General features: G+C 68.9%; 22 protein-coding genes. 7 read left to right on the forward strand and 15 right to left on the reverse strand.

What is annotated here, in order from left to right:
* Positions 1–166: 166 nt before the first annotated feature.
* The 6 genes from RBT54_RS14405 to RBT54_RS14430 form a co-directional block, all read right to left on the reverse strand.
* Positions 167–541, reverse strand: a complete 375-nt coding sequence (locus tag RBT54_RS14405; protein WP_002937770.1) for a hypothetical protein — start codon at positions 539–541, stop codon at positions 167–169.
* Between the two features lie 78 nt (positions 542–619).
* Positions 620–3763, reverse strand: coding sequence for an efflux RND transporter permease subunit (locus RBT54_RS14410; protein ID WP_021250623.1), 3144 nt, complete (start codon positions 3761–3763; stop codon positions 620–622).
* A gap of 15 nt (positions 3764–3778) precedes the next feature.
* Positions 3779–4930: an efflux RND transporter periplasmic adaptor subunit gene (locus RBT54_RS14415; protein WP_320367754.1), complete on the reverse strand. Its 1152-nt coding sequence runs from the start codon at positions 4928–4930 to the stop codon at positions 3779–3781.
* Positions 4930–5559 (reverse strand): hypothetical protein, encoded by a 630-nt coding sequence (locus tag RBT54_RS14420; protein WP_021250621.1) that lies wholly within the window; start codon positions 5557–5559, stop codon positions 4930–4932. Before RBT54_RS14420 ends, RBT54_RS14415 begins: the two co-directional genes overlap by 1 nt.
* Entirely contained in the window at positions 5556–6740 is a 1185-nt protein-coding gene (locus tag RBT54_RS14425) for a TolC family protein (RefSeq protein ID WP_021250620.1), read from the reverse strand. Before RBT54_RS14425 ends, RBT54_RS14420 begins: the two co-directional genes overlap by 4 nt.
* A gap of 227 nt (positions 6741–6967) precedes the next feature.
* The gene (locus RBT54_RS14430) at positions 6968–7321 is read right to left on the reverse strand and encodes a hypothetical protein (RefSeq protein ID WP_021250618.1); all 354 of its coding nucleotides are present in this window, start codon (positions 7319–7321) and stop codon (positions 6968–6970) included.
* A gap of 711 nt (positions 7322–8032) precedes the next feature.
* Here RBT54_RS14430 and RBT54_RS14435 point away from each other — a divergent pair.
* Entirely contained in the window at positions 8033–10240 is a 2208-nt protein-coding gene (locus RBT54_RS14435; RefSeq protein WP_320367755.1) for an OsmC domain/YcaO domain-containing protein, read from the forward strand.
* Between the two features lie 66 nt (positions 10241–10306).
* Here RBT54_RS14435 and RBT54_RS14440 read toward each other — a convergent pair whose 3' ends face one another.
* From RBT54_RS14440 to RBT54_RS14460, 5 genes are all read right to left on the reverse strand, one after another.
* Positions 10307–10732, reverse strand: a complete 426-nt coding sequence (locus RBT54_RS14440) for a type II toxin-antitoxin system VapC family toxin (protein WP_320367756.1) — start codon at positions 10730–10732, stop codon at positions 10307–10309.
* Entirely contained in the window at positions 10729–10974 is a 246-nt protein-coding gene (locus tag RBT54_RS14445) for a type II toxin-antitoxin system prevent-host-death family antitoxin (RefSeq protein ID WP_320367757.1), read from the reverse strand. The genes RBT54_RS14440 and RBT54_RS14445 overlap by 4 nt, the downstream gene beginning before the upstream one ends.
* Positions 10975–11142: 168 nt before the next feature.
* Positions 11143–11433 carry a type II toxin-antitoxin system RelE/ParE family toxin gene (locus RBT54_RS14450; RefSeq protein WP_320367758.1) on the reverse strand — a complete coding sequence of 97 codons (291 nt, stop codon included), beginning with the start codon at positions 11431–11433 and terminating at the stop codon, positions 11143–11145.
* Positions 11433–11714: a CopG family ribbon-helix-helix protein gene (locus RBT54_RS14455; protein ID WP_320367759.1), complete on the reverse strand. Its 282-nt coding sequence runs from the start codon at positions 11712–11714 to the stop codon at positions 11433–11435. Before RBT54_RS14455 ends, RBT54_RS14450 begins: the two co-directional genes overlap by 1 nt.
* A 73-nt stretch (positions 11715–11787) precedes the next feature.
* The gene (locus tag RBT54_RS14460) at positions 11788–12675 is read right to left on the reverse strand and encodes a LysR family transcriptional regulator (protein ID WP_320367760.1); all 888 of its coding nucleotides are present in this window, start codon (positions 12673–12675) and stop codon (positions 11788–11790) included.
* 169 nt (positions 12676–12844) lie between these two features.
* On the opposite strand from RBT54_RS14460, the gene RBT54_RS14465 reads away from it, so the two are divergent.
* The 3 genes from RBT54_RS14465 to RBT54_RS14475 all read left to right on the forward strand — a co-directional run bounded on the left by RBT54_RS14465 (position 12845) and on the right by RBT54_RS14475 (position 15339).
* On the forward strand, positions 12845–13960 hold the full coding sequence (locus RBT54_RS14465) for an S-(hydroxymethyl)glutathione dehydrogenase/class III alcohol dehydrogenase (RefSeq protein WP_413788460.1): 1116 nt from the start codon (positions 12845–12847) through the stop codon (positions 13958–13960).
* A 199-nt stretch (positions 13961–14159) separates the two neighbouring features.
* A complete protein-coding gene (gene fghA / locus RBT54_RS14470) occupies positions 14160–15008 on the forward strand; it encodes an S-formylglutathione hydrolase (RefSeq protein ID WP_320367761.1) in 849 nt (282 codons plus the stop codon).
* Between the two features lie 76 nt (positions 15009–15084).
* Complete coding sequence (locus RBT54_RS14475) at positions 15085–15339, forward strand: type II toxin-antitoxin system VapB family antitoxin (protein WP_320367762.1); 255 nt, start codon at positions 15085–15087, stop codon at positions 15337–15339.
* Here the strand turns inward: RBT54_RS14475 and RBT54_RS14480 are convergent, their stop codons facing one another.
* Together RBT54_RS14480 and RBT54_RS14485 are read right to left on the reverse strand one after the other, a co-directional pair.
* The gene (locus RBT54_RS14480; RefSeq protein WP_320367763.1) at positions 15340–18564 is read right to left on the reverse strand and encodes an SMC family ATPase; all 3225 of its coding nucleotides are present in this window, start codon (positions 18562–18564) and stop codon (positions 15340–15342) included.
* Complete coding sequence (locus RBT54_RS14485) at positions 18561–19706, reverse strand: exonuclease SbcCD subunit D (RefSeq protein WP_320367764.1); 1146 nt, start codon at positions 19704–19706, stop codon at positions 18561–18563. The genes RBT54_RS14480 and RBT54_RS14485 overlap by 4 nt, the downstream gene beginning before the upstream one ends.
* Positions 19707–20033: 327 nt before the next feature.
* Here RBT54_RS14485 and RBT54_RS14490 point away from each other — a divergent pair, with 327 nt between their 5' ends.
* The 3 genes from RBT54_RS14490 to RBT54_RS14500 all read left to right on the forward strand — a co-directional run bounded on the left by RBT54_RS14490 (position 20034) and on the right by RBT54_RS14500 (position 22850).
* On the forward strand, positions 20034–20786 hold the full coding sequence (locus RBT54_RS14490; protein WP_320367765.1) for a hypothetical protein: 753 nt from the start codon (positions 20034–20036) through the stop codon (positions 20784–20786).
* A gap of 270 nt (positions 20787–21056) precedes the next feature.
* Complete coding sequence (locus RBT54_RS14495; RefSeq protein ID WP_320367766.1) at positions 21057–21368, forward strand: BON domain-containing protein; 312 nt, start codon at positions 21057–21059, stop codon at positions 21366–21368.
* An 87-nt stretch (positions 21369–21455) separates the two neighbouring features.
* Positions 21456–22850 carry a CHASE3 domain-containing protein gene (locus RBT54_RS14500; protein ID WP_320367767.1) on the forward strand — a complete coding sequence of 465 codons (1395 nt, stop codon included), beginning with the start codon at positions 21456–21458 and terminating at the stop codon, positions 22848–22850.
* A gap of 6 nt (positions 22851–22856) precedes the next feature.
* On the opposite strand, the gene RBT54_RS14505 is transcribed toward RBT54_RS14500, so the two are convergent.
* Positions 22857–23270, reverse strand: coding sequence for a response regulator (locus RBT54_RS14505; RefSeq protein ID WP_320367768.1), 414 nt, complete (start codon positions 23268–23270; stop codon positions 22857–22859).
* A 13-nt stretch (positions 23271–23283) separates the two neighbouring features.
* Positions 23284–23919, reverse strand: a complete 636-nt coding sequence (locus tag RBT54_RS14510) for a response regulator transcription factor (protein WP_320367769.1) — start codon at positions 23917–23919, stop codon at positions 23284–23286.
* Positions 23920–24007: the final 88 nt, after the last annotated feature.

Consider the following 24007-nt stretch of genomic DNA (forward strand, 5'->3'; position numbering starts at 1 on the left):
GGATTTTACCGCGTCACTCTGCGGGCCGGTCAAACTCATGCACTGGCCTGCGCTTGACGCGCCGCCAGCCCGTTGGCCGGCAAGGCGTCTGGGCGCTGCGCGACTCCCCAGCGGTGGGGGTGTCGCCGCCGCCCCCCTCCGCTGCGACTGCCGGCGCGCTGAGCGCTCAGCGCACGGTGAAACGCACGGTAATGGCCTTCTGGTCGGCGGTGTTGATTGCGGCCACCACCTTTGCCCCCTTGGCGATCGTGACGCCCCTGGCTTCGAGCTTGTCGCCGCTCACGACCAGCGGGGCTTCCGATTTCTCGGTGCCGTTGAGCACAGTCAGCTTGCCGCTCATGCCGGTCGGGACCATGGGCTTGCCGTGATCCTCGACATACAGCATGGCAGCCCCCTCGCCGGCAACGAGTTCGAACGACAGGTCGCTTGCGGTCTGCACGACGCCGCCGTGCTTGGGGGCGGCACCGCCATGCGCGAGTGCCGGGGCGGATGCAAGGGTGGAGCAGGCCAGGATGGCAGCTGCGAGGAACTTGGTGATCATGGGTGATCTCTCCTTGGAAACGCGGTGCGCTTGGCGCAGGCGGCACCGCGAGTGCCTGGTTCTTTAACGAGCGCGTGCTCAGAAAGCCTCGCGCGCGTCGGCCACTGCCGGCGTTTGCGCATCCTCGCCGAGCAGCCGCTCGGTCGGCTTGCGACCGAACATCCAATACATGACCGGGGTAAGCAGGGTATCGAGCAGCGTCGAGCTGACCAAGCCACCGAAGATCACGACCGCGACCGGGTGCAGGATCTCCTTGCCCGGGGCATCGGCGGCCAGCAGCAGCGGCGTCAGTGCGAAGGCTGCAACCAGGGCCGTCATCAGCACCGGCGTCAGCCGCTCGAGCGAGCCGCGCACGATCATGGCCTGGCTGAAAGTCTCGCCTTCGAACTTGCACAGGTTGATGTAGTGACTGATCTTGAGGATGCCGTTGCGCGTGGAGATACCCGCCAGCGTGATGAAGCCCACCATCGACGCCACCGACAGTTGTACCCCGGCGATCCACATCGCCAGCACAGAGCCGATCAGGGCCAGCGGGATGTTCGCCATCACGATGCCGGCCAGCACCGCCGACTGGTAGCGCGAGTACAGCACCAGAAAGATCATCACCAGCGACACCACCGACAGGCCCGCGATCAGGCGCGTGGCCTGCTCCTGGGCCTGGAACTGACCTTCCAGACTGATGAAGTAGCCGGTGGGCAACGCCTGCCCGGCGATCACGCCGCGCACGGCAGCGATCACCTCGCTCATGTTGCTGCCATCGGTGTTGCCATAGACGACGATGCGGCGACGACCGTTCTCGCGTCCGACCTGGTTGGGCCCATCGGTCTCCTCGACGCTGGCGATGGCCGACACCGGCACGCGGCCGGCAGGGGTGTCGATCAGCATCCGCGCCAGATCCTGCGGGCCGCGCCGCTCATCGGGCAGACGCAGCACCAGCTCGTAGCGGCGCGGACCGTCCACGATCTGCGCGCCGTGAGCGCCATCGGTCAGCGCCTGCAGCACGCGGATCGCCTCGCCGGGCGACAGCCCGAGCTGGGCGGCCTTGCGATGGTCCAGCCGCACGGTGATCTGCGGAATCAGCACCTGCTTTTCGACCGTCAGGTCGACCAGGCCGGGCACCCCGCTCAGCCCGGATCGCATCTGTTCGGCCAGGCCGCGCAGCGTGTCGATGTCGTCGCCGAATATCTTCACGGCCACCTGGGCGCGCACGCCCGACAGCAGGTGATCGAGGCGGTGGCTGATCGGTTGGCCGATGGCCACCTGCGCCGGCAGCACCGAGAGCCGGTCCCGGATGTCGGCCATGATGGCCTCGCGGTCGCGCCCGCTGCGCTTGAGGTCCACGTCGATCTCGGCCGAGTGCACGCCTTCGGCATGCTCGTCGAGCTCGGCACGGCCGGTGCGGCGGCCGACCTGGGTCACCTCGGGAACCTGGCCGATCAGCAGTTCGGCCTCACGCCCCATCCGGTTGGCTTCGGCCAGCGAGGTGCCGGGCTGCATCACCAGGCCCAGTACCAGCGAACCCTCGTTGAAGGCCGGCAGGAAGGCGCGCGGGAAGAACGGCACCGTCGCGGCCGCGCCCGCCACCGCCAGCATCGCCACCACGATCAAGAGCTTCGCGCGCCCGAAGGACCAGTGCAGCAGCTTCGTGTCCTGACGCTTGAGCCAGGCGACCAGCGGGCTGTCGCCGTGATCGAGGCGTTTCATCGTCGGCAGCATGTAGTAGCACATCACCGGCGTGACGGTCATCGATACCAGCATCGACGCGCCGATCGACACGATGTAGGCGATGCCCAGCGGCGTGAACAGCCGTCCCTCGATGCCCGGCAGCGCGAACAGGGGCACGAAGACCAGCACGACGATCACCGTCGCATAGACGATGCCCGAGCGCACCTCGACGCTGGCGCTGCGGACGACCTCGAGAACGGGCAGCCGGTCTTGCGCGGCGCGGTTCTGCTTCAGTCGCCGCAGGATGTTCTCGACATCGACCACCGCGTCGTCGACCAGCTCACCGATCGCGATCGCCAGCCCGCCCAGCGTCATCACGTTGATCGACTGCCCGAGCCACTGGAACACCAGTGCCGTGACCGCGAGCGACAGCGGGATCGCGGTCAGCGAGATCACCGTCGTGCGCGCCGAAAGCAAAAAGGCGAACAGCACGATCGCCACCATGATGGCCCCGTCGCGCAGCGCCTCGGCCACGTTGCCGATCGAGGCCTGGATGAAGTCGGCCTGACGGAAGAGCACCCTGGGCGCGGCGAGGCCTGCGGGCAGGCCGGGCCTGAGCTCGGCCAGCGCCGACTCGATCTGCGCGGAGAGCGCCACCGTGTCGGCCTGCGGCTGCTTCTGCACGCTGATCACGACCGCCGGCAAACCACCGTAACCCGCATCACCGCGCTTGAGTCCGGGCGCGAACGAGACGGCTGCCACCTGCTCGAGCAGGATGGAACGCCCGTCCTTCCAGGCCACCGCGATGCCGGCCAGGTCCTCGATGCGGTTGCTGCGCCCCAGGTGACGGATCAGGTACTCGCGACTGTTGAGGTCGATGAACCCACCCCCGGCGTTCCCGGCGTAGCCCTCGAGCGCCTTCTCGAGCTGGTTCAGCGACACGTCGAATTGCGCCATGCGCGCCGTGTCGGGCGCCACGCGCAGCGTGCGCACCTCGCCCCCGATCGGGATCACCTGCGACACACCGGGAATCGACAGCAGGCGCGGGCGCAGCACGAAGTCGGCATACTCGCGCGCCGCCATCGGGCTGACGGCTGGCGTCTGGCCGTCACCGGCGCCCAGCGGCAGCGCGATCAGCATGACCTCGCCCATGATCGACGACACAGGGCCCATGACGGGCGTGATGTCGCCGGGCAACTGCTCGCGCACCAGTGCCAGCCGTTCGGCCACCAGTTGGCGGTTGCGGTAGATGTCGGTGCCCCAATCGAACTCGGCGTAGAGGATGGACAGACCCACGCCCGAGGTGCTGCGTACTCGGGTGACGCCGGGCATGCCGTTGAGTGCGGTCTCGAGCGGGAAGGTGACCAGTTGCTCCACCTCCTCGGGCGCCATCCCGCCCGCCTCGGTCAGCACCGTGACCAGGGGTTTGTTGAGGTCGGGGAAGACGTCGACCGGCGTGCGCCAGGCGGTCATCGCGCCGTACACCATCAGCAGCGCGGCCACGGCAAGCACGAACAGCCGGTTATGCAGGCTGTAGCGAACGATCCAGTTGAACATGAAGGTGACTCCCGTTCAACGGATCTGGGCGATCAGCGCTGCGCCCTGGACGACGACGCGGTTATCCGCGCCGAGCCCCTGGGTGATCACCACCGTGCTCGCATCCAGCGCCTGGAGCCGGACGGGCTGCGCGATGAAGCGCTCGGCCCCCGACTTGATCCACACGATCGGCTCGTTGGTCGCGTTGCGCACCACGGCCTGGGCCGGCAGCACGATGCCCTTGACGCGCTGGTTCGACTGCGCGATCACGGTCACCGGCTGGCCGATCGCCAGCGGGAGTGGCGCACCCGGTGCCACGGTGAAGATCAGCGGCAGCACACCGTCGCGCAACATCTGCGCGCCGCCGACGAACTGCAGGCTCGCCTCGGGCACGCCCTGCAGCGACGCCGCACCGACGCTGGCGGCCAGCGCCGGATCGGCGGTGACCGCCTCGACCAGCATGCGCGACGGGTCGACCACGTCGAACAGCACGTCGTTCGGTGCGACGACCTGGCCGACCGTGACGTCGGCGCGAGCGATCACGCCGGAGACCGACGCGACCAGTGACTCGCGCGCCTCCAGGCTGGCGCCGATGCTGCGCTCGCGCTCGGCGAGCATGCGGGCTTCGGTGCGCGCGGCGTCGATGTCCTTGCGTGGCACCGTACCCTCGAGGCCTTCGAGGCGCCGGACGCGCTGCTCGGCGATCTGGCGCTGGGCGCGCAGCTCGGCGAGCTGGGCCTTCTGCCCCGCCTGGGCATACGGGTCGGCGTGATGGCGGACATGGGCCAGCAACTCGCCCTGCGCCACCCGCTGCCCGACGAGCGGCAGCCCCCTGGGGCCGGGCTCGATGCGGCCGCCATGCACGGTCTGCACGCGGCCGCTGGCGTTGGGGTCGGCGATCACCCGTCCTGGCAGCTCGACCGTGGCCGCAGCCTCGGACTCCGCTGCCAGCAGCGTGCGGATCGCCATGCGGCGTTGCGCGGCCTTCGGCACATTGACGCTGCCGTCGGGCAAGCGCGCCAGCCCGGATGGGCTGGCCGTGGCAGCGGGCGCGTCCAGGTGTTCGCCGTTGGGACCATGCGCGCCCGGCGCCGCGTGGACGGCCGGCGTGAACAGGATCCAGGCCGGCAAGGCCGCCACCGCGAGCCAGGCGGACCGCAGCCGATGAAGGGGGGCGATGGCGTTCATCACTTCACCCCCGTGGCGAGGTTCGAGGTGCGCCGGCGGCGCCAGGCGGCAGCCGCAAGCGCCCCGAGCACGAGAACGCCACCGCCGATCAGGGCTGCACGCTCGAGCGCATGACCATGCGCATGGCCGTGGTCGTCGACGCCGCGACCGCCTCCCGCACGGGCAGTGCCGGCAAGCGGCCCGGTGACCAACGTGCCATCCAGCAGGTCGGCATCGTTGTAGGTGGCCAGCGTGAAGACGAGGGCATGCTCGCCCGGCGCGGCGAGCGCCTCGAGCAGTGCCGTATCGGTGGCGGCGTAGTCGCCACTGTCAGGGCGGAAGGCGGCCACTGACTTGTGCGGGCCGGACTCGACCTCAAGTCGGGCGCCGAGCACGGGCTCGTTGGTTTCGTAGCGATCGACCAGGATGACGAGCTGGTCAGCCTCGAGGCTGGCGACCAGCTCATAGCTTTCCGACTTTGCCTCGAGACGTGGCAGGCCCGCGCTGCCGGCGACGACCGGCTGTTGGTCGAGATGTTCGCCGTTGGGACCGTGCGCCCCGGGGGCGGCCAGGCTGGTCATGGGCGACAGGGCCGCCACGGTCAGCACGGCCAGCAGCCGGCGGCGCAGGTTGAGGATGGATGGGTTCATGGGAGCAATCCGAGCGCTTGTTGGAGACGGGCGCGGGCGAGGCCCAGCGCGGCGGTATGGCGGGCGAGCGCAGCATCGGCCTCGGCAGCGGCGGCCAGCGCGCGCAGCAGGTCCGGCAGCGGTGTTTCGCCGACATCGAAGGATGTGCCGATCAGGTCGGCACGTTCGCGCAACAGACGGGCACGGGTGGTCCCGGCCTCGCGCTGCACCTCTGCGGCGCGGACGGCCTCGCGCGCCAGGGCGACGTCGCTTTCCAGGCGCTCGCGCAGCCGCTGCAAGCGTGTTTGTGCGACATCCAGTTCGGCCAGTGCAGCCGATTCGAGCGGTCGATTTCGTGCGTCGCCGCCAAAGGGCAGGCGCAGACCGACCACGACGCTGCCTTCGGAAGACGCACCGGACCCGGCATGGTCCTGGCGGACGCCGACCGTCAGCTCCGGCGCGTCGCGGCGCGAGTGGCGCATCAGCTCGACCCGCCGCTGCGCCAGCTCGGTGGCCTGGGTCGCCGACTGCAGTTCGGGATGCGAAGACAGCGCAGGTTCGGCCGTCGGCGCGGGCACGGCGTCGGCGACAAGGTCCGGCGCCGCCGTGAGGCCGGTCAGTTGCACCCAGCGTGCGCGAGCAGCGTCCAGGCGCTGCCGAGCATCGCTCAGGGCGGCCGCGGCCGCCAGGTGCTCGGCCTGTGCGGCCAGCGCATCGGCGCGGGCCAGTTCGCCGGCGCGCACCCGGCGCCCGACGTCGTCCGCGAGCCGCTGCATGGACTGGACCTGGCCCTCGGCCTGCGCGACCTCGGCCGCCAGGCTGGCCCATGCCCAGGCCTGCTCGCGCAACTCGCCCGCCAGTTGCAGTCGCGCCGCCTGCTCGGCAGAGGCCGCCTGCGCCGAGGCCGCAGCGGTCACGCCCTGGTGCGCATCACGCTGGCCGGGGAGCCACAGTGGCAAAGCGACGCCCAGCTCGGTCTCGCGGGCGCCATCATTGCTTTGGAGCCGATCGTCGCGATGGCTCAAGGTGAGCGACGGCGGGGCTGCCCACATGGACTGGGATGCGAGGCGCTCGGCGTCGGTGCGACGCAGCTGACCCTCGGCTTCCCGGGCCACGACGGCGCGCTGCCAGGCAGCATCCAGTGCGACACGCAGCGGCACGCGCTCGGCCGCGAGGGAAGGTTTGGGGGATGTGGCCGCCACGGGGCGGTCCTGCACGGAAGAGCTCGGCTGGGCCCAGCACGGCCCACCGACCATGCTGCCGGCGACGACGCAGGCAGATAGCCAGAAAGATGGTCTCACGATGATCCTGAAAGTTGCGTGGGGGTCAGCCGAGCACGCGGACGCGTCCGCAGCGAAGGAACGCGGGACGGAGCGAGCTGGCTGGTTCAGGGGCAGGGTCCGTGGGGGGACGCCTGCCACGCAGGGATTCAGGAGCGCAGACTAGGCGGCCTGAGCAGGCCGTCCGGGAAGGGGTCGGGAACGGCGGCATCGTGCCACTCGGACGGCAGGACCGAGCCTGCTGGCGGGAGCGCGTGCGAGATCGAACCCAGCAACTCGAGGTGACCGCCAACGTGGTCGCCGGAGACGTGCTGCAGCGATTCGTCCGATTGATCCTGGTGGAACGAACCGTCGTGGTGGTGATGGTGACCCGTCGCCTGCCAGTGCAGCGAGCTGTGCTCCAGATCGGAGGGCGAACTATTGGCCGAGTCCACGCGCGCCACTGCCATCGACTGGCAAAGCAGGGAAATCAGCGTGACGAAAAGGACAATAAGCCGGCGCATGGCCGCGAATCCTAACACGGCCGATTTCGCACTCGCACTCACTTCTCTTCACTCACAGGAGGCATGTGACGATCCAAAGCGCGTCCGGGGTACTGCACATCTCTCGGAACACTACCAACGGCGACGTAGGCAAGGTTCGTGGGTCCCCGCTGTATGGGTTTGGTCGTAGCGGCAGCTTGCCGGGCCAACCCGACGCTCGAATGACCGAGGAACGCAAAGATTGACAGACGGCTGATGGCCGGGTGCGTGAGGTCACGAACGGCAGCTTCGGAGCAGCGAAACTCGTGGAATCCCTGGGTACCTGACCGGCAGCTTTGCGGAAGTCGCAACGACCGCTCGGGGTCGTTAGGGTGAGTTGGGAATTTCGGCAACCGGTAATTTCTCTCGCATATCGCAGAGCGGAATAGAGCGACACCATTGGCCGACTTGCTGTCAGCCGCCAGATGCCTTGATTGGCCGCTGATCTCTGGAAACGAGCGCCAAGCATCATGCGGATACGATCGACTGCGTGGTTGATAGTCGCCAGCCGAGCTGCTCAATAGCTGCAGCCGCGCTGTCCGCGCAGGTTGGCCGCACGCTGCAACGTCCAGCGCGGCAGTACACGCCGCTCCAGCAGTCAGCCCCCGAACTTCACGGAACCGCCCTTCTCCCCCCGGGAAACCGGCGATAATCGCGCCCACCTCACTCAGCCCGCCGCTCCAGCCTCCCCCCATGGAAATCAAGGTCAACTTCCTCGACAAGCTTCGTCTCGAAGCCAAGTTCGACGACTTCACGGTCATTGCCGATCAGCCCATCCGCTACAAGGGCGATGGCTCGGCGCCCGGCCCGTTCGATTACTTCCTGGCGTCGTCGGCGCTGTGCGCGGCCTACTTCGTGAAGCTGTACTGCGAAACGCGCAACATCCCCACCGACAACATCCGCCTGTCGCAGAACAACATCGTCGATCCGGAGAACCGCTACAAGCAGATCTTCAAGATCCAGATCGAGCTGCCGACGGATCTCTCCGACAAGGACCGCCAGGGCATCCTGCGCTCGGTCGAGCGCTGCACCGTGAAGAAGGTGGTGCAGACCGGGCCGGAGTTCGTGATCGAGGAGGTGGAGAACCTGGACGCCGATGCCCAGGCCCTGCTGGCGCTGAATCCGGATCCGGACGCCCACACCTACATCCTCGGCAAGGATCTGCCGCTGGAGCAGACGATCGCCAACATGTCGAAGGTGCTGGCGGACCTGGGCATCAAGATCGAGATCGCGTCGTGGCGCAATCTGGTGCCCAACGTGTGGTCGCTGCATATCCGCGATGCGCATTCGCCGATGTGCTTCACCAACGGCAAGGGCGCGAGCAAGGAGAGCGCGCTGGCGTCGGCCCTGGGCGAATACATCGAGCGGCTCAATTTCAACCACTTCTACAACGACCAGTTCTGGGGCGAGGACATCGCCAACGCGCCGTTCGTGCATTACCCGAACGAGCGCTGGTTCAAGCCCGGCCGCAAGGATGCGCTGCCGGCCGGACTGCTCGACGAATACTGCCTGCCGATCTACGACCCCGAGGGCGAGCTGCGCGCCTCGCATCTGTACGACGCCAACTCGGGCAACATCGCGCGCGGCATCTGCGCCCTGCCCTATGTGCGCCAGTCCGACGGCGCGGTGGTGTACTTCCCGACCAACCTCACCGACAACCTGTTCCTCAGCAATGGCATGAGCGCCGGCAACACGCTGGTCGAGGCGCAGGTGCAGTGCCTGTCGGAGATTTTCGAGCGCGCGGTGAAGCGCGAGATCATCGAAGGCGAGATCGCGCTGCCCGATGTGCCGCAGGACGTGCTGGCGAAGTATCCCGGCATCGTCGCCGGCATCGAGGAGCTGGAGCGCCAGGGTTTCCCGGTGCTGGTGAAGGATGCGTCGCTGGGCGGGGTGTATCCGGTGATGTGCGTCACCCTGATGAACCCGCGCACGGGCGGGGTGTTTGTGTCGTTTGGCGCGCACCCGAGCCTGGAAGTGGCGCTCGAGCGCAGCCTGACCGAACTGCTGCAGGGGCGCAGCTTCGAAGGGCTGAACGACCTGCCGCCGCCGACTTTCGAGACCGCCGTCGTCACCGACCCGCACAACTACGTCGAGCACTTCATCGACTCCAGCGGCGTGGTGTCGTGGCGCTTCTTCAGCGCGCGCGCCGATCACGACTTCGTCGAGTGGGATTTCTCCGGCCACGGCCACGACACCAAAATGAGTTCCAACGCCGCCGAAGCCGCGACCCTGTTCGGCATCCTCGCGGACATGGGCAAGGAGGCGTACATGGCGGTGCACGACCAGCTCGGCGCCATCGCCTGCCGCATCCTGGTGCCGGGTTATTCCGAGGTCTATCCGGTGGAGGACCTGGTCTGGGACAACACCAACAAGGCGCTGCGCTTCCGCGACGACATCCTCAACCTTCACCGCCTCGACGACGACGCGCTGGAAGCCTTGCTCGATCGCCTGGAAGAGAGCGAGCTCGACGATTACACCGACATCATCACGCTGATCGGCATCGAGTTCGACGAGAACACGGTGTGGGGCCAGCTCACGATTGGGGAATTGAAGCTGCTGATCCACCTCGCCCTGCAGCAGTTCGAAGAGGCGAAGGAGCGCGTCGAGGCCTTGCTGCAATACAACGAGAACACGGTCGAGCGCGTGCTGTTCTATCAGGCCCTGAACGTGGTGCTGGAGGTGGTGCTGGACGACGAGCTGGAACTGGACGATTACGTCGCCAATTTCCGCCGCATGTTCGGCAATGAACGGATGGATGCGGTGCTGGGATCGGTGGACGGCAGCGTGCGCTTCTACGGCCTGACGCCGACGAGCATCAAGCTCGAAGGGCTGGATCGCCATCAGCGGCTGATCGACAGCTACCGGAAGCTGCACGCGGCGCGGGCGAAGATGGCGGGCTGAGCTGGGCGGTCGGGCGTCGTCGGCAGCGCGTATTCCGCAGGCAAGGTGAGGCCGGCTTTCCGCCGGTCAATTCGGGGCGAACGCCTCCACGCCCGCGGCCTGCGCTGCCTTCTTGAGATCTGCGTCCAGGGTCGCGAGCGGCAGGCCGGTTCGCAGGGCCAGCTCCAGATACGCCGCATCGTACGCAGATAGCTTGTAACGGCGGGCCAGGTGCAGGGTGTCGCCCAAGGCGTGCGCTGCCGTGGCCGGATCGGTCGCGATGTTCAGTCGTTGCAGTAGGACGAGGAAGGCCTGTGAGCGCGCCTCGGTGAGCAGTCCTTTGGCCTCGGCCCGGGCGATGACGTTGCTGGCCTCGAGCGCCCACAGCGAAGGGACCAGCGCCTGTTGCTCCCGCAACGCATCCAGCACGGTCTCGGCGTAAGCCACATCGGCAGGCTTGCCATCGGCCAGCAGCCAGCACATCGCAACCGAGTTATCGAGCACGAAGCTCATGCCCGCCCCTCGTTGATCAGCGCCTTGAGATCGATCCCCTCGACGGGCGGCGCCGCACGCATGAACTGACGCATCGCATCGACGGCCACCGCGGCATCCGCTTGCTTGGCGTCTTCAGCCGGCACCAGGTCGGCGATGGGCTCCCCACGCAGGGTGATCGTGTAGCGCTTGCCCGCCTGCACGCCACGTAGCAGCTCGGGCAGTTTGGTCTTGGCCTCGTAAGAGCCGATTTCAAGGTTCATGGCGATCTCCGATTGGTATAGACCAGTTTATAGACCAGTCCCCGCAGAAATCAAGAACTGCACCACCGGCCGCAGCTGCCGACCTCGCGCCATCCTCGCCTTCCACCGACGCGACCCGCATGCAGTCGCCGCGTCGGCGAGTGACGGACGGCGCGTGCAGCCCGTCGTCTAGAACCCGGCTTCTCTTTGGTGCCTTATCGTCAATATCGTGACCTGGTCGCCATCGAATCGGTAGCGAACCACATAACCAGAATCACCGAACTGTATCGGCCAGTCGCGGAACGCTTCCTCCATATCCTCGACCACCCGCCCCACCTGCGGATGACCCGCCAGGATACTCACGCCCTCACGAATCGCCCTCACCGCGCGTTGGGCTGCGGCAGGGTTCTTCGTCACCAGAAAACGATACAAGCGCTGGACATTGGCCAGCGCCGGTTCCGACCAGACCAGGCGAGGCATCAGATATGCGCTCGGGGTGGCTCGACGTCGTTACCGGCCTCGAGTTCGGCAAGCCAGGCATCCGCCTCGGCGCCGGTCACATGCAGGCCAGTGCTCTGAAAATGCTCCCAGGCGTCGAGCGCTTCCTGGCGGAGGGCCTCGCGCTGCTCCTCACGCGTCACGTATTGCTCGATAGCCTCGCGCATCAACCAGTGGACCGGGCGGCGGCGCTGATCGGCCAGGCTGCGAACGCGTGCCTTGAGGGGTTCATCAAGACGAACCGAAACAGGGGTCGTAGCCATGAGTAATCTCCTGTATTACACCTGACTGCAGTATAGCCCGGGTTTTGCGCATCGACCTTGTCCGGTGGGCATCCTACGGAAACCGCCCGCCCTCACCGAAGTACTCCACCAGCCGGTCGAACACCAGCCGGATGCGCGCCGCCACCGGGCCGCGCTGCGGGCGGTACACCGACAGGCTCCAGGGCTCCGGCGCCAGCTCGGGAAGGACCTCGACCAGCCGCCCCGCGCGCAGGTGCGGTGCGGCGAGGTAGGCGGTGAGCTGGCCGAAGCCGACGCCGGCGAGCACCGCCTCGGCCTCGGCGCCGGTGTCGTCGGTGGCGAAGGTGGGCGTGCGCGGCAGCCACTGCTGGCCGCCGGCCAGGAACCACGCCCACGGCCGCCCGGTGTTGGGGTCGATGGCGACCGTGGTCGGGCGCTCGGCCAGGTCCTGCAGCGTCTGCGGTGCGCCGCAGCGCGCAAGCAGCTCGGGCGCGGCGACGATGTGGAAGGACACGCTCGACACCGCGCGCGCGACGAAGCGGCTGTCGCGCAGCACGCCGACGCGGATGCCGATGTCGATCTGCTCATCGACCACGTCGGCGAACTGGTCGGACGAACGCAGGTCGAGCTGCAGCCCCGGATGCTGCGCGCACAGCTCGGCGAGCACCCGCATCAGCCCGTGACGGCCGAGCGCGCGCGGCGCGGTGATGCGCACCAGGCCGGCGAGCTCGCTGTCGCGCGCCTGCTCGGCGCCCTGGAAGATCGCATCCACGCCCTGCAGGCTGTGGCGCGCGCGCGCGGCGAGCTGCTCGCCGAACTCGGTGATGCGGTTGTGGCGGGTGTTGCGGTGGAAGAGCAGCTCGCCGACGTGGTCTTCCAGCTCCTTCACCGCGCGCGTGACCGCCTGCGGAGACACGCCCAGTCGGGTGGCGGCTTCCTTGAAGTTGCGCGACTCGGCGGCGGTGCAGAAGATGCGCAGCATTTCGAGGCGGTTCAGAATTGAGCACTCCTGACAAGACGGAAAGGGGATGGACGACTATTCCAGTATCAGGAAGACTGAAATCTGAAATTATCCATTTATCGGCTTTAGCGGCGTGAGGATACTTCAGGAGTCGCGGGCCGTGCGCCCGCTTGCCTCCAGGATTCCCCCCATGACCATCAAATCGCGCGCCGCCGTGGCCTTCGGCCCCAACCAGCCCCTGCAGATCGTCGAAGTGGATGTCGAACCGCCGAAGAAGGGCGAGGTGCTTGTGCGTATCGTCGCCACCGGCGTGTGCCACACCGACGCCTTCACGCTGTCGGGCGACGACCCCGAGGGCATCTTCCCGTCCATCCTCGGCCACGAGGGCGGCGGCATCGTCGAGGCGGTGGGCGAAGGCGTGACCTCGCTCGAGGTCGGCGACCACGTGATCCCGCTGTACACCGCCGAATGCCGCGAGTGCAAGTTCTGCAAGTCGGGCAAGACCAACCTGTGCCAGGCCGTGCGCGCCACCCAGGGCAAGGGCCTGATGCCCGACGGCACCACCCGCTTCTCGTACCAGGGCCAGCCGATCTACCACTACATGGGCACCTCGACCTTCTCGGAATACACCGTGGTGCCCGAGATCTCGCTCGCCAAGATCCCCAAGGACGCGCCGCTCGACAAGGTCTGCCTGCTCGGCTGCGGCGTCACCACCGGCATCGGCGCGGTGCTCAACACCGCCAAGGTGGAAGAAGGCGCCAGCGTCGCCATCTTCGGCCTCGGCGGCATCGGCCTGGCGGCGATTATCGGCGCCAAGATGGCCAAGGCCGGGCGCATCATCGTGGTCGACATCAACCCGGCCAAGTTCGACATCGCCCGCGAGCTCGGCGCGACCGACTTCGTCAATCCGAAGGACTACGACAAGCCGATCCAGGACGTCATCGTCGAGCTGACCGACGGCGGCGTGGATTACTCCTTCGAGTGCGTCGGCAACGTCAAGCTGATGCGCGCCGCACTCGAGTGCTGCCACAAGGGCTGGGGCGAATCGACCATCATCGGCGTGGCCGGCGCGGGCCAGGAGATCAGCACCCGCCCGTTCCAGCTCGTCACCGGCCGCGTGTGGCGCGGCAGCGCCTTCGGCGGCGTCAAGGGCCGCACCGAACTGCCGAGCTACGTGCAGAAGGCGCAGAGGGGCGAGATCCCGCTCGACGCCTTCATCACCCATAACATGCCGCTCGAGGACATCAACGAGGCCTTCGATTTGATGCACGAGGGCAAGAGTATCCGCACGGTGATTCACTTCTGATCGCCGCAAGCGCATGAACCGACAGTCCCGTGGGAGCGGGCTTGCCCGCGAATAGGGCGCTCGAGCAGGCACCATTCGCGGGCAAGCCCGCTCCCACAAGATCTGCTCCCACGAGGCCAGCACGGGTTGTCCCGCGCCTGGCTGGGAGAGATCGATCACGCCGCATTCCCGCCCCCTCGAACATCCTGGAGACACACACGTGAGCCTGGAAATCCTCAGCACCCAGAAGAGCTTCGGCGGCTGGCACCAGCGCGTCCGCCACCACTCGAACGTGCTCGACTGCGACATGGTGTTCGCGGTCTACCTGCCGCCGCAGGCCGAGCAACCCGGCGCCCGCCTGCCGGTGTTGTACTGGCTGTCGGGACTCACCTGCACCGACGAGAACTTCATGCAGAAGGCGGGCGCGCAGCGCATGGCGGCCGAACTCGGCATGATCATCGTCGCCCCCGACACCAGCCCGCGCGGCGCCGACGTGCCGGGCGACCCTGACGGCGCCTGGGACTTCGGCCACGGCGCCGGCTTCTATGTGAACGCCATCCAGGCCCCGTGGTCGCGCCACTACCGCATGTACGACTATGTGGTCGAGGAGCTGCCGGCGCTGATCGAGGCGAACTTCCCCGCCTCCGACCGCCGCGGCATCAGCGGCCACTCCATGGGCGGCCACGGCGCGCTGGTGTGCGCGCTGCGCAACCCGGGGCGCTACCGCTCGGTGTCGGCCTTCGCGCCGATCACCAACCCGATGCACTGCCCCTGGGGCGAAAAGGCCTTCTCGCGCTTTCTCGGCGAAGACCGCGCGCAGTGGCGCGAGTGGGATACGTGCGCGCTGATCGCGCAGGCCACCGAGCGCCTGCCGCTGCTGGTCGACCAGGGCGAGGCCGACGGCTTCCTCGCCGAGCAGCTCAAGCCCGAAGCCCTGCAAGCCGCCGCTGCAGCCGCCGGCCACCCGCTGACGCTGCGCCTGCAGCCGGGCTACGACCACAGCTATTACTTCATCGCCAGCTTCATCGAGGATCATCTTCGGCATCACGCAAGGGCGCTGGCGGGGTAAGTTCCAGCGCCTGAAGCAGGCGTCCAAATACGCATCTCCTGGTGCTGTATTCGATGCACACCTACAGGCGCTTCACATGCGTACCCCCCTCGCGCTCGACGACGACTTGCTCGCCAAGGCACAGGCTCTCACCGGCATGACGGAGAAGACCCAGCTGGTTCGCGAAGCATTGCGCGCGCTGATACAGCGCGAAAGCGCAAAACGCCTCAGCCTGCTCTGGGCTTCGAACCGCAGCGCCGGGATGTCCCGCGGCGCCAATCTCTGGACGCGGGAGACGCGGCTGCTGGCTGCAAGCAGTCGCCTCGATATGGCCTACTTGCCCGCACATTGATCAAGGCCTGCGCAGTCGCACCCGACTCCCCCTCACCCCCTGCACCACCTCGATCGCCACATCGATCTGCTGCTTCATCTCCTCCACGTGCGAGATCACGCCGACCGTGCGCCCACGCTGCTGCAGGTCGATCAGCGCCTTCATCGCCATGTCGAGCGATTCGGGGTCGAGGCTGCCGAAGCCTTCGTCGATGAAGAGCGTGTCGAGCTGCACGCCGCCCGCGTAGGCCTGGACCACGTCCGACAACCCGAGCGCGAGCGACAGCGAGGCCATGAAGCCTTCGCCGCCGGATAGCGTGCTCGCGGGGCGGCTGCGGCCGGTGTATTCGTCGAAGACTTCCAGATCGAGGCCGCCGGCGCGGCGCGCGTCGGCGAGGTCTTCGCGGCGCTGGAGCTGGTAGCGGCCGCGGCTCATCGCCGCCAGGCGCAGCGAGGCCGCGAGCAGCACGTCGTCGAGCAGCGCGGCGAGCACGTAGCGCTGGAAGGTGAGGTTGCGCCCGTTGTTGCCGTTGGCGATGTCGGCGAGGTGGCCGACGACGCGGTATTCGGCCTCGATGGCACCGGATTGGCGGGCGATGTCGTCGAGGCGGGCGAGGGTTTCGGCGAGCGTGGCGAGCGCGCTGCGGGCGTGGGCGAGGCGGTCGAGCGCGGCTTCGACGGCGGCGCGCGCGGAGGCGGCGCGGGTGTCAAGGGCGACGAGGTCGGGGCGGGTCAGGCCGGCGATGGCGAGGGTGGCGCGCTCGGCGCGTTCGCGGGCGGCGGCGCGGCGGTGATCGGCGTCGCGGAGTGCGGCTTCGAGGGCAGCGATGCGCTCGGCGGGGATCAGCGCGGCACGCCAGCACGCTTCGGCCTGGGCGAGCACGAGGTCCTCTCCACCAGGCTCCCCGGAAGGCACTTCGTCTCCACCGGGAGCAAACCCGCCCCCGGTGGGAGCGGGCTTGCCCGCGAACAGGGGCGGACTCCCAACTGCAGCGTCGGAGGCACCCAAGGCCTCACGGCTGATGAGTGCATCAACGCCAACCGGCAAGAAGCCCGCTGCCTGCAGCGCAATCCCGAACTGAGCAAGCGCCTCCTCGACCCGCGCCCCGGCCGCCTGCACCGCCTCGCCGAGCGTGGCGTGCTGTGCGCGTAGGGCAGCCGCGCGGCTGGCGGCTTCGCCGTGGGCGGATTGCGCCTGCTGCAGGGCGTGGTCCAGCCGCTGCCGCGTCGCCTGCGCGCCGGCAAGCGCGGCTTGCAGCGCGGCGGGCGTGCGCAAGCTCTCCGGCACGCCGGCGCGACGCTCGTCGGCGACATGCTGCGCGGAGCGCGCCGCGCTGGCCGCCTCGGCAGATTGAGCGCGCGCCTGCTCGCACGCGGCGGCGGCACGGGAGAGGTCGGCGTCGAGTGTAGGCACCTGCGCACGCAGCGGCGCGAGTTCCGCCGCAGCAGCACGGGCGGCGTCGAGCTGGCGGCGCAAGTGGGCCGGTTCATCCGCATCGGCAGCCGGCATGTCTGCGGGTTGAAGCGCGGCTGCGCGGGTGTCGACTTCGGCCGCAGCGGTGGCGCGCGTCAGCTCGGCGGCGTTGAGCGCCTGGCGTGCGACATCGAGCGCGGTTTCGGCTTCGCGCGCGCCGTCCGCCGCCGTCTGCAGCGCCTGCTCGGTGGGCAGCTCGCCCTCGTGCCTGGCGGGCATGGGGTGTTCGCCGCTGCCGCACACCGGGCAGGGGGCGCCGTCGTGCAGGTGGCGGGCGAGGATGGCGGCCTGGGCCTGGCGCCAGCGGGTGTCGAGCGCGCTGAAGGCAGCGCGGGCTTCATTCGCGGCGCGCTGCGCGGCATCGCAGGCCTGGCGGGCCTTGGCCTCGGTGGCCTCATGCCGGACGAGCTGCTTGCGCGCAGCGGCCAGTGCGACGAACGCGTGCGCACGCTGCTCGGCCTGCTGCAGGCGCAGTTCGAGCGCGGCGACGTCGGCGGCGATCGGTTGCAGGGCCTCGATGCGGGCGCCAAGTTCGGTGCGGCGGGTGGCGAGGGTCTGCTGCTGCGCGGTGGCAGTGGCGAGCATCTTGTCGGCGGCGATGCGGGCGACTTCGCAGCGCATTGCCTCCGCGTCGGCCTGGGCCAGGCGGCTGACCGCCTCGCCGAGCGCCTCCAGGCGCAGCAGCTCGCGCTGCGCTGCCTCGCGCTCGGGGGCGCGGGCCGCTTCCGTTTGAAGCGCAGCTTCGGCTGCGCTCAGGCGGCGAGCGGCCTCGGCGGCTTCGTTCGCGACGCGCGCTTCGCGCGCGCGGGCCTCGTCGGCGCTGCGGCGCGCGGCGGCCAGCGCGCCCTCGGCCGGCACCACCTGCAGCGCGCGCCGCGCCTGCTCCAGGCGCAGGCGCTGGGCGTCGAGCTCGGCCTTGCCGGCTTCCAGCGCGTCGAGCGCAGCGGTGGCGGTGGCCGCTTCGGCAAACCGTGCCTCGACGGCCTGGCCCTGCTGCAGTGCGGCGCGCGCTGCAACGTCCTCGGCGCGCGCCTGCTGCTCGGTCGCGGTCAGCGTCGCCAGCTCGGTGTGCAGCGCATCGCGGCGGGTCACCAGCGCCTCGACGGCATCCGCTCCGGCTTGCTCGAGCAGGGTCCGGCGCTGCAGCGCCGCCTTTTCACCACGCTCACGCAGCACGGCGGCCTCGGCCTTGAGCGCGTCCTGCAGGCGCTTGTAGGTGGCGGTGCCGAACAGCGTCTCGAGGATCTTCTCGCGCTCTGCCGAGCTTGCGGCGAGCAGCTTGCGGAACTGGCCCTGCGGCAGCAGCACGACCTGGCGGAACTGCTCGGCCTTGAAGCCGAGGATCTCCTCGACCAGCGCGGTGACCTCGGTGGTCTTCTGTGCCAGCGGCGTCCACGTCTCGCCGTCCGCCTCCAGGCGGTAGAGCTCGGCCTTGGCGAGCACCTTGACCAGCTTGTCGCCGCGCAGCGCGGCGCGCTCCTGCTCGGGGATGCGCTTGACGCGATAGCGACGCTCGCCGAGCGCGAAGTCGAACTCGACCTCGGTCTGCACGCTGGCGTCGGCGTGGTGGCTGCGCATCTCGCGCGCGCTGCGCTCGCCGCCGGAGGTGTCGCCGTAGAGCGCGTAGGTGATGCCGTCGAGGATGGAGGTCTTGCCCGCGCCGGTGGGCCCGGAGATCAGGAACAGCGCGCCGGACGGCAGCAGGGTGAAATCCACCTCCTCGCGGGCAGCGAAGGGGCCGAAGGCCTGCAGGCTGAGTTTGAGCGGTTTCATTCGGCGCGCGCCTCCTGTTCCAGGCGATCGACCACGCGATCGAGCGCGGCTTGCGCGGCGGGCTCCAGCGCCACGCCGGTGGTCTCCTCGTGAAAGCTGGCGAAGAGGTCCTGGATGCGGGTGCGGCGATGGTCGGCCGTGGCGCGTCCGGGGCCGTCGCCGACCAGGGTCGGACGCTCGATGGCGAGCGCGTTCGGGTACGCGCTGCGCAGCTTGCCCATGGCGTCGAGCAGCGCGCCATGGTCGGTGAGGCGGGCGAGCACGTAGTCGTCGCGCGCCGGATCGGCAGGCGCCGCGGCGACCAGCGCGGCGAGCTCGCCTTCGAGGATGCGCAGGTCGCGGCGCGGCACCAGCGCGATGCGCTCGACCGTGCAGTTACCCTCGGCGTCCATCTCGACCAGGTTCACCGACTTGGCGTGGTCGGCCTCGGCAAACGAATACTTGAGCAGCGAGCCGGAATACTGGATGCGGCCTCCCGCCATCGCCTGCGGCCGGTGCAGGTGGCCGAGCGCGACGTAATCGAAGCCGTCGAACACCCCGGCCCCGACCGCGCCGGTGCCGCCCACCGACAGCGGGCGCTCGGATTCGCTCTCCGTGCCGCCCTGCACGAAGGCGTGCGCCACCACCACCGAGCGCCGCCCCGGCACATGCGCGGCGCGCACCGCAGCGGTCTGCGCGGCGAGCGCGGCGTGGTGGTCGGCGATCGTGTCGTCGCCGCAGGCGCTGCGCACCAGCGCGGGCTCGGCATAGGGCAGCGCATGCACGGCGACCTCGCCATGCGCATCGCGCAGCACCAGCGGCGCGGCGTCCAGTTCCACCGGGCCGCGCACGGTGAGGCCCGCGCGCTGCAGCAGGCCGGAGCCGAAGGCGAGACGGTCGGGGCCGTCGTGGTTGCCGGCGATCATCACCACCGGGATCTTCAGCTCGAGGATCAGCTCGCTCAGCACCAGGTCGAGCAGGCGCACCGCCTCGGCCGGCGGCACCGAGCGGTCGTAGATGTCGCCGGCGAGCAGGACCGCGTCGGGCCGGGTGTCGGCGGCGACGCGCACGAACTGCTGCAGCACGTGGGCCTGGTCTTCGAGCAGGGAGACGCCGTGATAGACACGGCCGAGATGCCAGTCGGCGGAGTGGAGGAAGCGCATCGGGACTCGGTATATGGGTACCGCAGGCAGGCGGGGGGTCGGGGCAGCCGGCAAGGATACGGCAGTTCGGCGGCCGGCTCGACCCGCTGCGGACTTGCGCCGCGGGCCGTGCGCGAGCAGTCGTCGCGGCGAAACCTCGCCCTCGCCGGTCGGTGGCGTCCTGCAACGCGCGTGGGCTTTGTCCGACATGCGGATCGGCAAACGGAGGACATCTTTGCCGTCGCGAAATCCATAGCATGGGCTCCACAGTCAGACGCAACGACTGAAGTACCACGGCTCCAGTACCGCAGAAGTCCGGAGCGAAAACCACCCAAAGGAGATCGAACAATGAACATCCTCAATACCCGCAAGCTCGCCATCGCTGCCGTCGTCGGCAGCCTCTCGATCGCTCCTGCCGCGTTCGCCGCCGACACCGCGGCCGAAGCACAGCAGAAGCGCCTGACCGCAGCCGAGAAAGCCGAACTCAAGAAGCGCTGGCAGATGACGTCGGACGAGCTCGAGAAGACGCTCGGCGTCGGTCACGACAAGGCCTACTACCGCCAGCAGCTCGAGAAGCTGGGCTACGCGATCACCGCCAAGAACTACGACGAGCCTGACTACCTCGAGTACGAGATCGTCAAGAACGGCGACTCCTACGAGGTGCAGGTGGACTTCGACAACGGCAAGTCTGACAAGGTCGACGTGACGTTCAACATGTGGCGCGCCGATTCGACCGTCGCCGCGCTGCGCGACAAGGACTACAAATATGCCTATCCCGCCGCGCTGACCGCTTCCGCCGAGAAGTACAGTGACCGCGCGCGCGCCAGGCTCGGGGCCGACGAGAAGGACAAGCTCGAGAACGCGCTGGGCATCGGGCAGGACCGCAACTACTACGGCGCGGCACTCGAGAAGCTCGGCTGGAAGGTCACCTCGGTCAATGACAACGACCCGAACCACCTCGAATACGAGATCGTCAAGGGCGACCAGAGCTACGAAGTGATGATCGACTTCGACTCGAACACCAAGAAGGCCACTGAGGTCGACGTCGAGACCAACATCTGGGAAGCCGAGCGCACCGAGAAGGCGAAGGGCGACGAGTAAGCTTCTCCGCAGTCTCCTCCCATCGGCGCGCACAGAGCTCCCCCTCTCCAGCGCGCCTTCAACGGCCGGGTCGGCAACGACCCGGTTTTTTTCGTGCTTTCGTGCCCGATCAGGCGCCCCGGGCGGCCGCGCACCGCGGCGATGACGGAATCGTCCTACACGGCATTCCGCGTTGTCGGACAGCACGTGTGCGGGATGCGATCTACATTGGAACTGCATCTCGCGCACGGGCACCGCCCGCCACAACAAGCAAACCATCAGGAGACCACCATGAAACACACCGCCGCCAGCCTCGCCCTTTCCGGCCTGCTCGCCTTCACCGCCGTCGGCTGCGCCGTCACCCGCGACCAATCCACCGTCGGCGAATACGTCGACGACGCCACCATCACCACCCGCGTCAAGGCCAAGTTCGCCGAGGACCCGACCGTGAGCGCCATGTCGATCAGCGTCGAGACGCTCAAGGGCACGGTGCAGTTGTCCGGCTTCGCCAAGAGCACCGCCGAGCGCAACCGCGCCGCCGAGATCGCCCGCAGCACGCCGGGCGTGAAGGCGGTTAAGAACGACATCGTGATCCGTCCCTGAGCACACGCGCCGCGGCCCCCGCATGAAGCGGGGGCTGGATCTTGCGCCGGACATTCATCCAGGCGTGGACTAGGATAGGACAGGTTCATGAACGCTCATCCGGAGCCCCTGCCCTTGCCCGCTGCACCGTCCCGCCTGCCGCGCCCGCGTGCGGGCCTGCTGATCGCCGTGCTGTTGCTGAGCTTCGTGCTCGGCCTGGCGTGGCTGGTCGCCGGCCAGTGGCAGTCCGAATCGAGCCGTGCCGCGCTCGAAGACCTGCGCGCACGCACGACCCGCCTGCACCACCTCGATACCCTGCTGCTGCAGATGCTCGACGCCGAGTCGAGCGTGCGCGGCTACCTGCTGACCCAGAACCCGGTGTACCTGACCCCGTATCAGGACGGTCAGGCGGATCTCGAGCACACGCTGGCTGCGCTGCGTGCCGACAACTGGGCGAACGAAGACCAGCACCGGGCGGTGGACCACCTGGCGATGCTGGTCGACATGCGCTGGAGCCTGCTCACCCAGGCCATCGAGCGCGGCGCGCCGCCCAGTGCCGACCAGGCCGACGGCGGCACCGGCAAGCAGGTCACCGACGACCTCCGTGCCCGCATCCTCAAGCTGCGCGCCGACACCCAGGCCGAAATCGATGCCACCCAGGACGGCGCCTTCGCGCGCTTTGCCGACGCGCGCACGATGAACCGCGTGCTCGGTGCCAGCGTGCTGGCGCTGCTGCTGGTGCTGGTCGTGGTGCTCTACCGCCAGGACCGCCTGCGCGAACGCATGGCCCAGCTGCTGCGCTCGGAAAACGAGCGCCTGCACACCGAGGTCGCCCACCGCACGCAGGAACTCAGCAGCCTCGCCACCTACCTGACCAACGCGCGCGAGACCGAGCAGGCGCGACTGGCGCGCGAGCTGCACGACGAACTCGGCGCCCTGCTCACCGCCGCCAAGCTCGACGCGGGCTGGATCGTGCGCAAGCTGCCGACCGAGACCATGACGCCCTTGCGCAGCCGCTTCGACCGCCTGCTCGACACGCTGAACCAGGGCATCGCGCTCAAGCGCAAGGTGGTGGCCGACCTGCGCCCGCCGCTGCTGTCCGAACTCGGCCTGGTCGAGGCGCTACGCGCCCTGCCCGATAGCGGCGACATCGGCGAGCACGGCGGGCGGCTGGAGATCGACCTGCCCGACGACCTGCCGGACGTGCCGGCGCAGACCGCGCTCGCGCTCTACCGCATCGCCCAGGAGGCGCTGACCAACGTGCGCCGGTATGCGCAGGCCAGCCGGGTGCAGCTACGCCTGCGTGTCGAAGGCGACGAGCTGGTGCTGGCGGTGGAAGACGACGGCGTGGGCTTCGATCCGGCGGCGCGCGACCACAACCGCCACGGGCTGGCGGGCATGGCGCACCGGGTGCAGATGCTCGCTGGGCGCCTGGACATCGACAGCGCGCCAGGCAAGGGCACGCGCATCACCGCGCGCGTGCCCTTTGCGCGCATGCACTGAAGCCGATCAGCGCGGAACAGCCGCCTGGACGAAGTCGATCAGCTCGTCGAGCTGGAAGGATTTGTCGAAGAAGCGCTCGACGCCGAGCTGTTCGCAGCGCGCGCGCACCGGTGCGTGGCCGTAGTTGGAAAACACCACTGCGCGCGGGCGGCCGTAGCGTTCGGGCTCGGCCTGCAGTTGGCGCAGCACGCCAAGCCCGCTGCCCGTGCGCAACTCGAGGTCGATGATCGCCAGGTCCGGGCGCTGGGCCTCGAGCGCAGCCAGCGCGCCCGCCTCGTCCTCGGCCTCGGCCACCACGCCGACGCCGTCGAGCTCGGCGAGCATCTCGCACAGCATGCCGCGCAGCATCGCGGAATCCTCCACGAGCACGACGCGCAGCGCGGGCGCGCTGGCAGGTTCGGGATGAAGGGGCGCAGTCATCGACCCGGCGTCCTCAGTCCACGATCAGCCCGTGGCGCAGCGCGTAGGTGGCCAGCTCGGCATTGCTGGCGACGCCGAGCTTTTCCAGCAGGCGGGTGCGGTAGGTGCTGACCGTCTTCACGCTCAGGTTGAGCATGGCGGCGATGTCCGAAACCGACTCGCCGCGCGCCAGGCGCAGGAAGACCTGCAGCTCGCGGTCGGACAGCTTCTCGTGCGGCGCCGCGCTACCGCCGCCGCCGAGTTCGTCAGCGAGCAGCTCGGCGGTGCGCGCCGACACGTAGCGCCGGCCCTGGGCCACGGTGCGGATGGCCTGCAGCAACTCCTCGCGCGAGCAGTCCTTGCACAGGTAGCCGTCGGCGCCGTTGCGGATCATCGCCAGCGCGTAGCGCTCTTCCGGGAAGCCCGACAGCATCAGCACGCGCACGCCGTCAAAACGCTGGCGCACCGCGCGCAGCACGTCGACGCCGCTCTGGCCGGGAAGCGACAGATCGAGCAGCAGCACGTCGACCGGCTGTTCGCGCAGCGATTCGAGCGCCGCCTCACCCGAGGCGGCCTCAAAGACGATGCCGAGGCCGAGCTCGTCGGCCAGCAGCTCGCGAAAGCCGGCCCGCACGATCTGATGGTCGTCGACGATTGCGATACGCAGCATGGGCGAAGGTCCGGGATGCGGTGTAGGGGCGCCAGCATAGCCGAAGCGGGCCGGCGAGGCCGGCGCCGCCTGCGACGCGGGGCATGGG

Origin of the sequence: Thauera sp. (assembly GCF_034003485.1) — a bacterium.
GTDB lineage: Bacteria > Pseudomonadota > Gammaproteobacteria > Burkholderiales > Rhodocyclaceae > Thauera.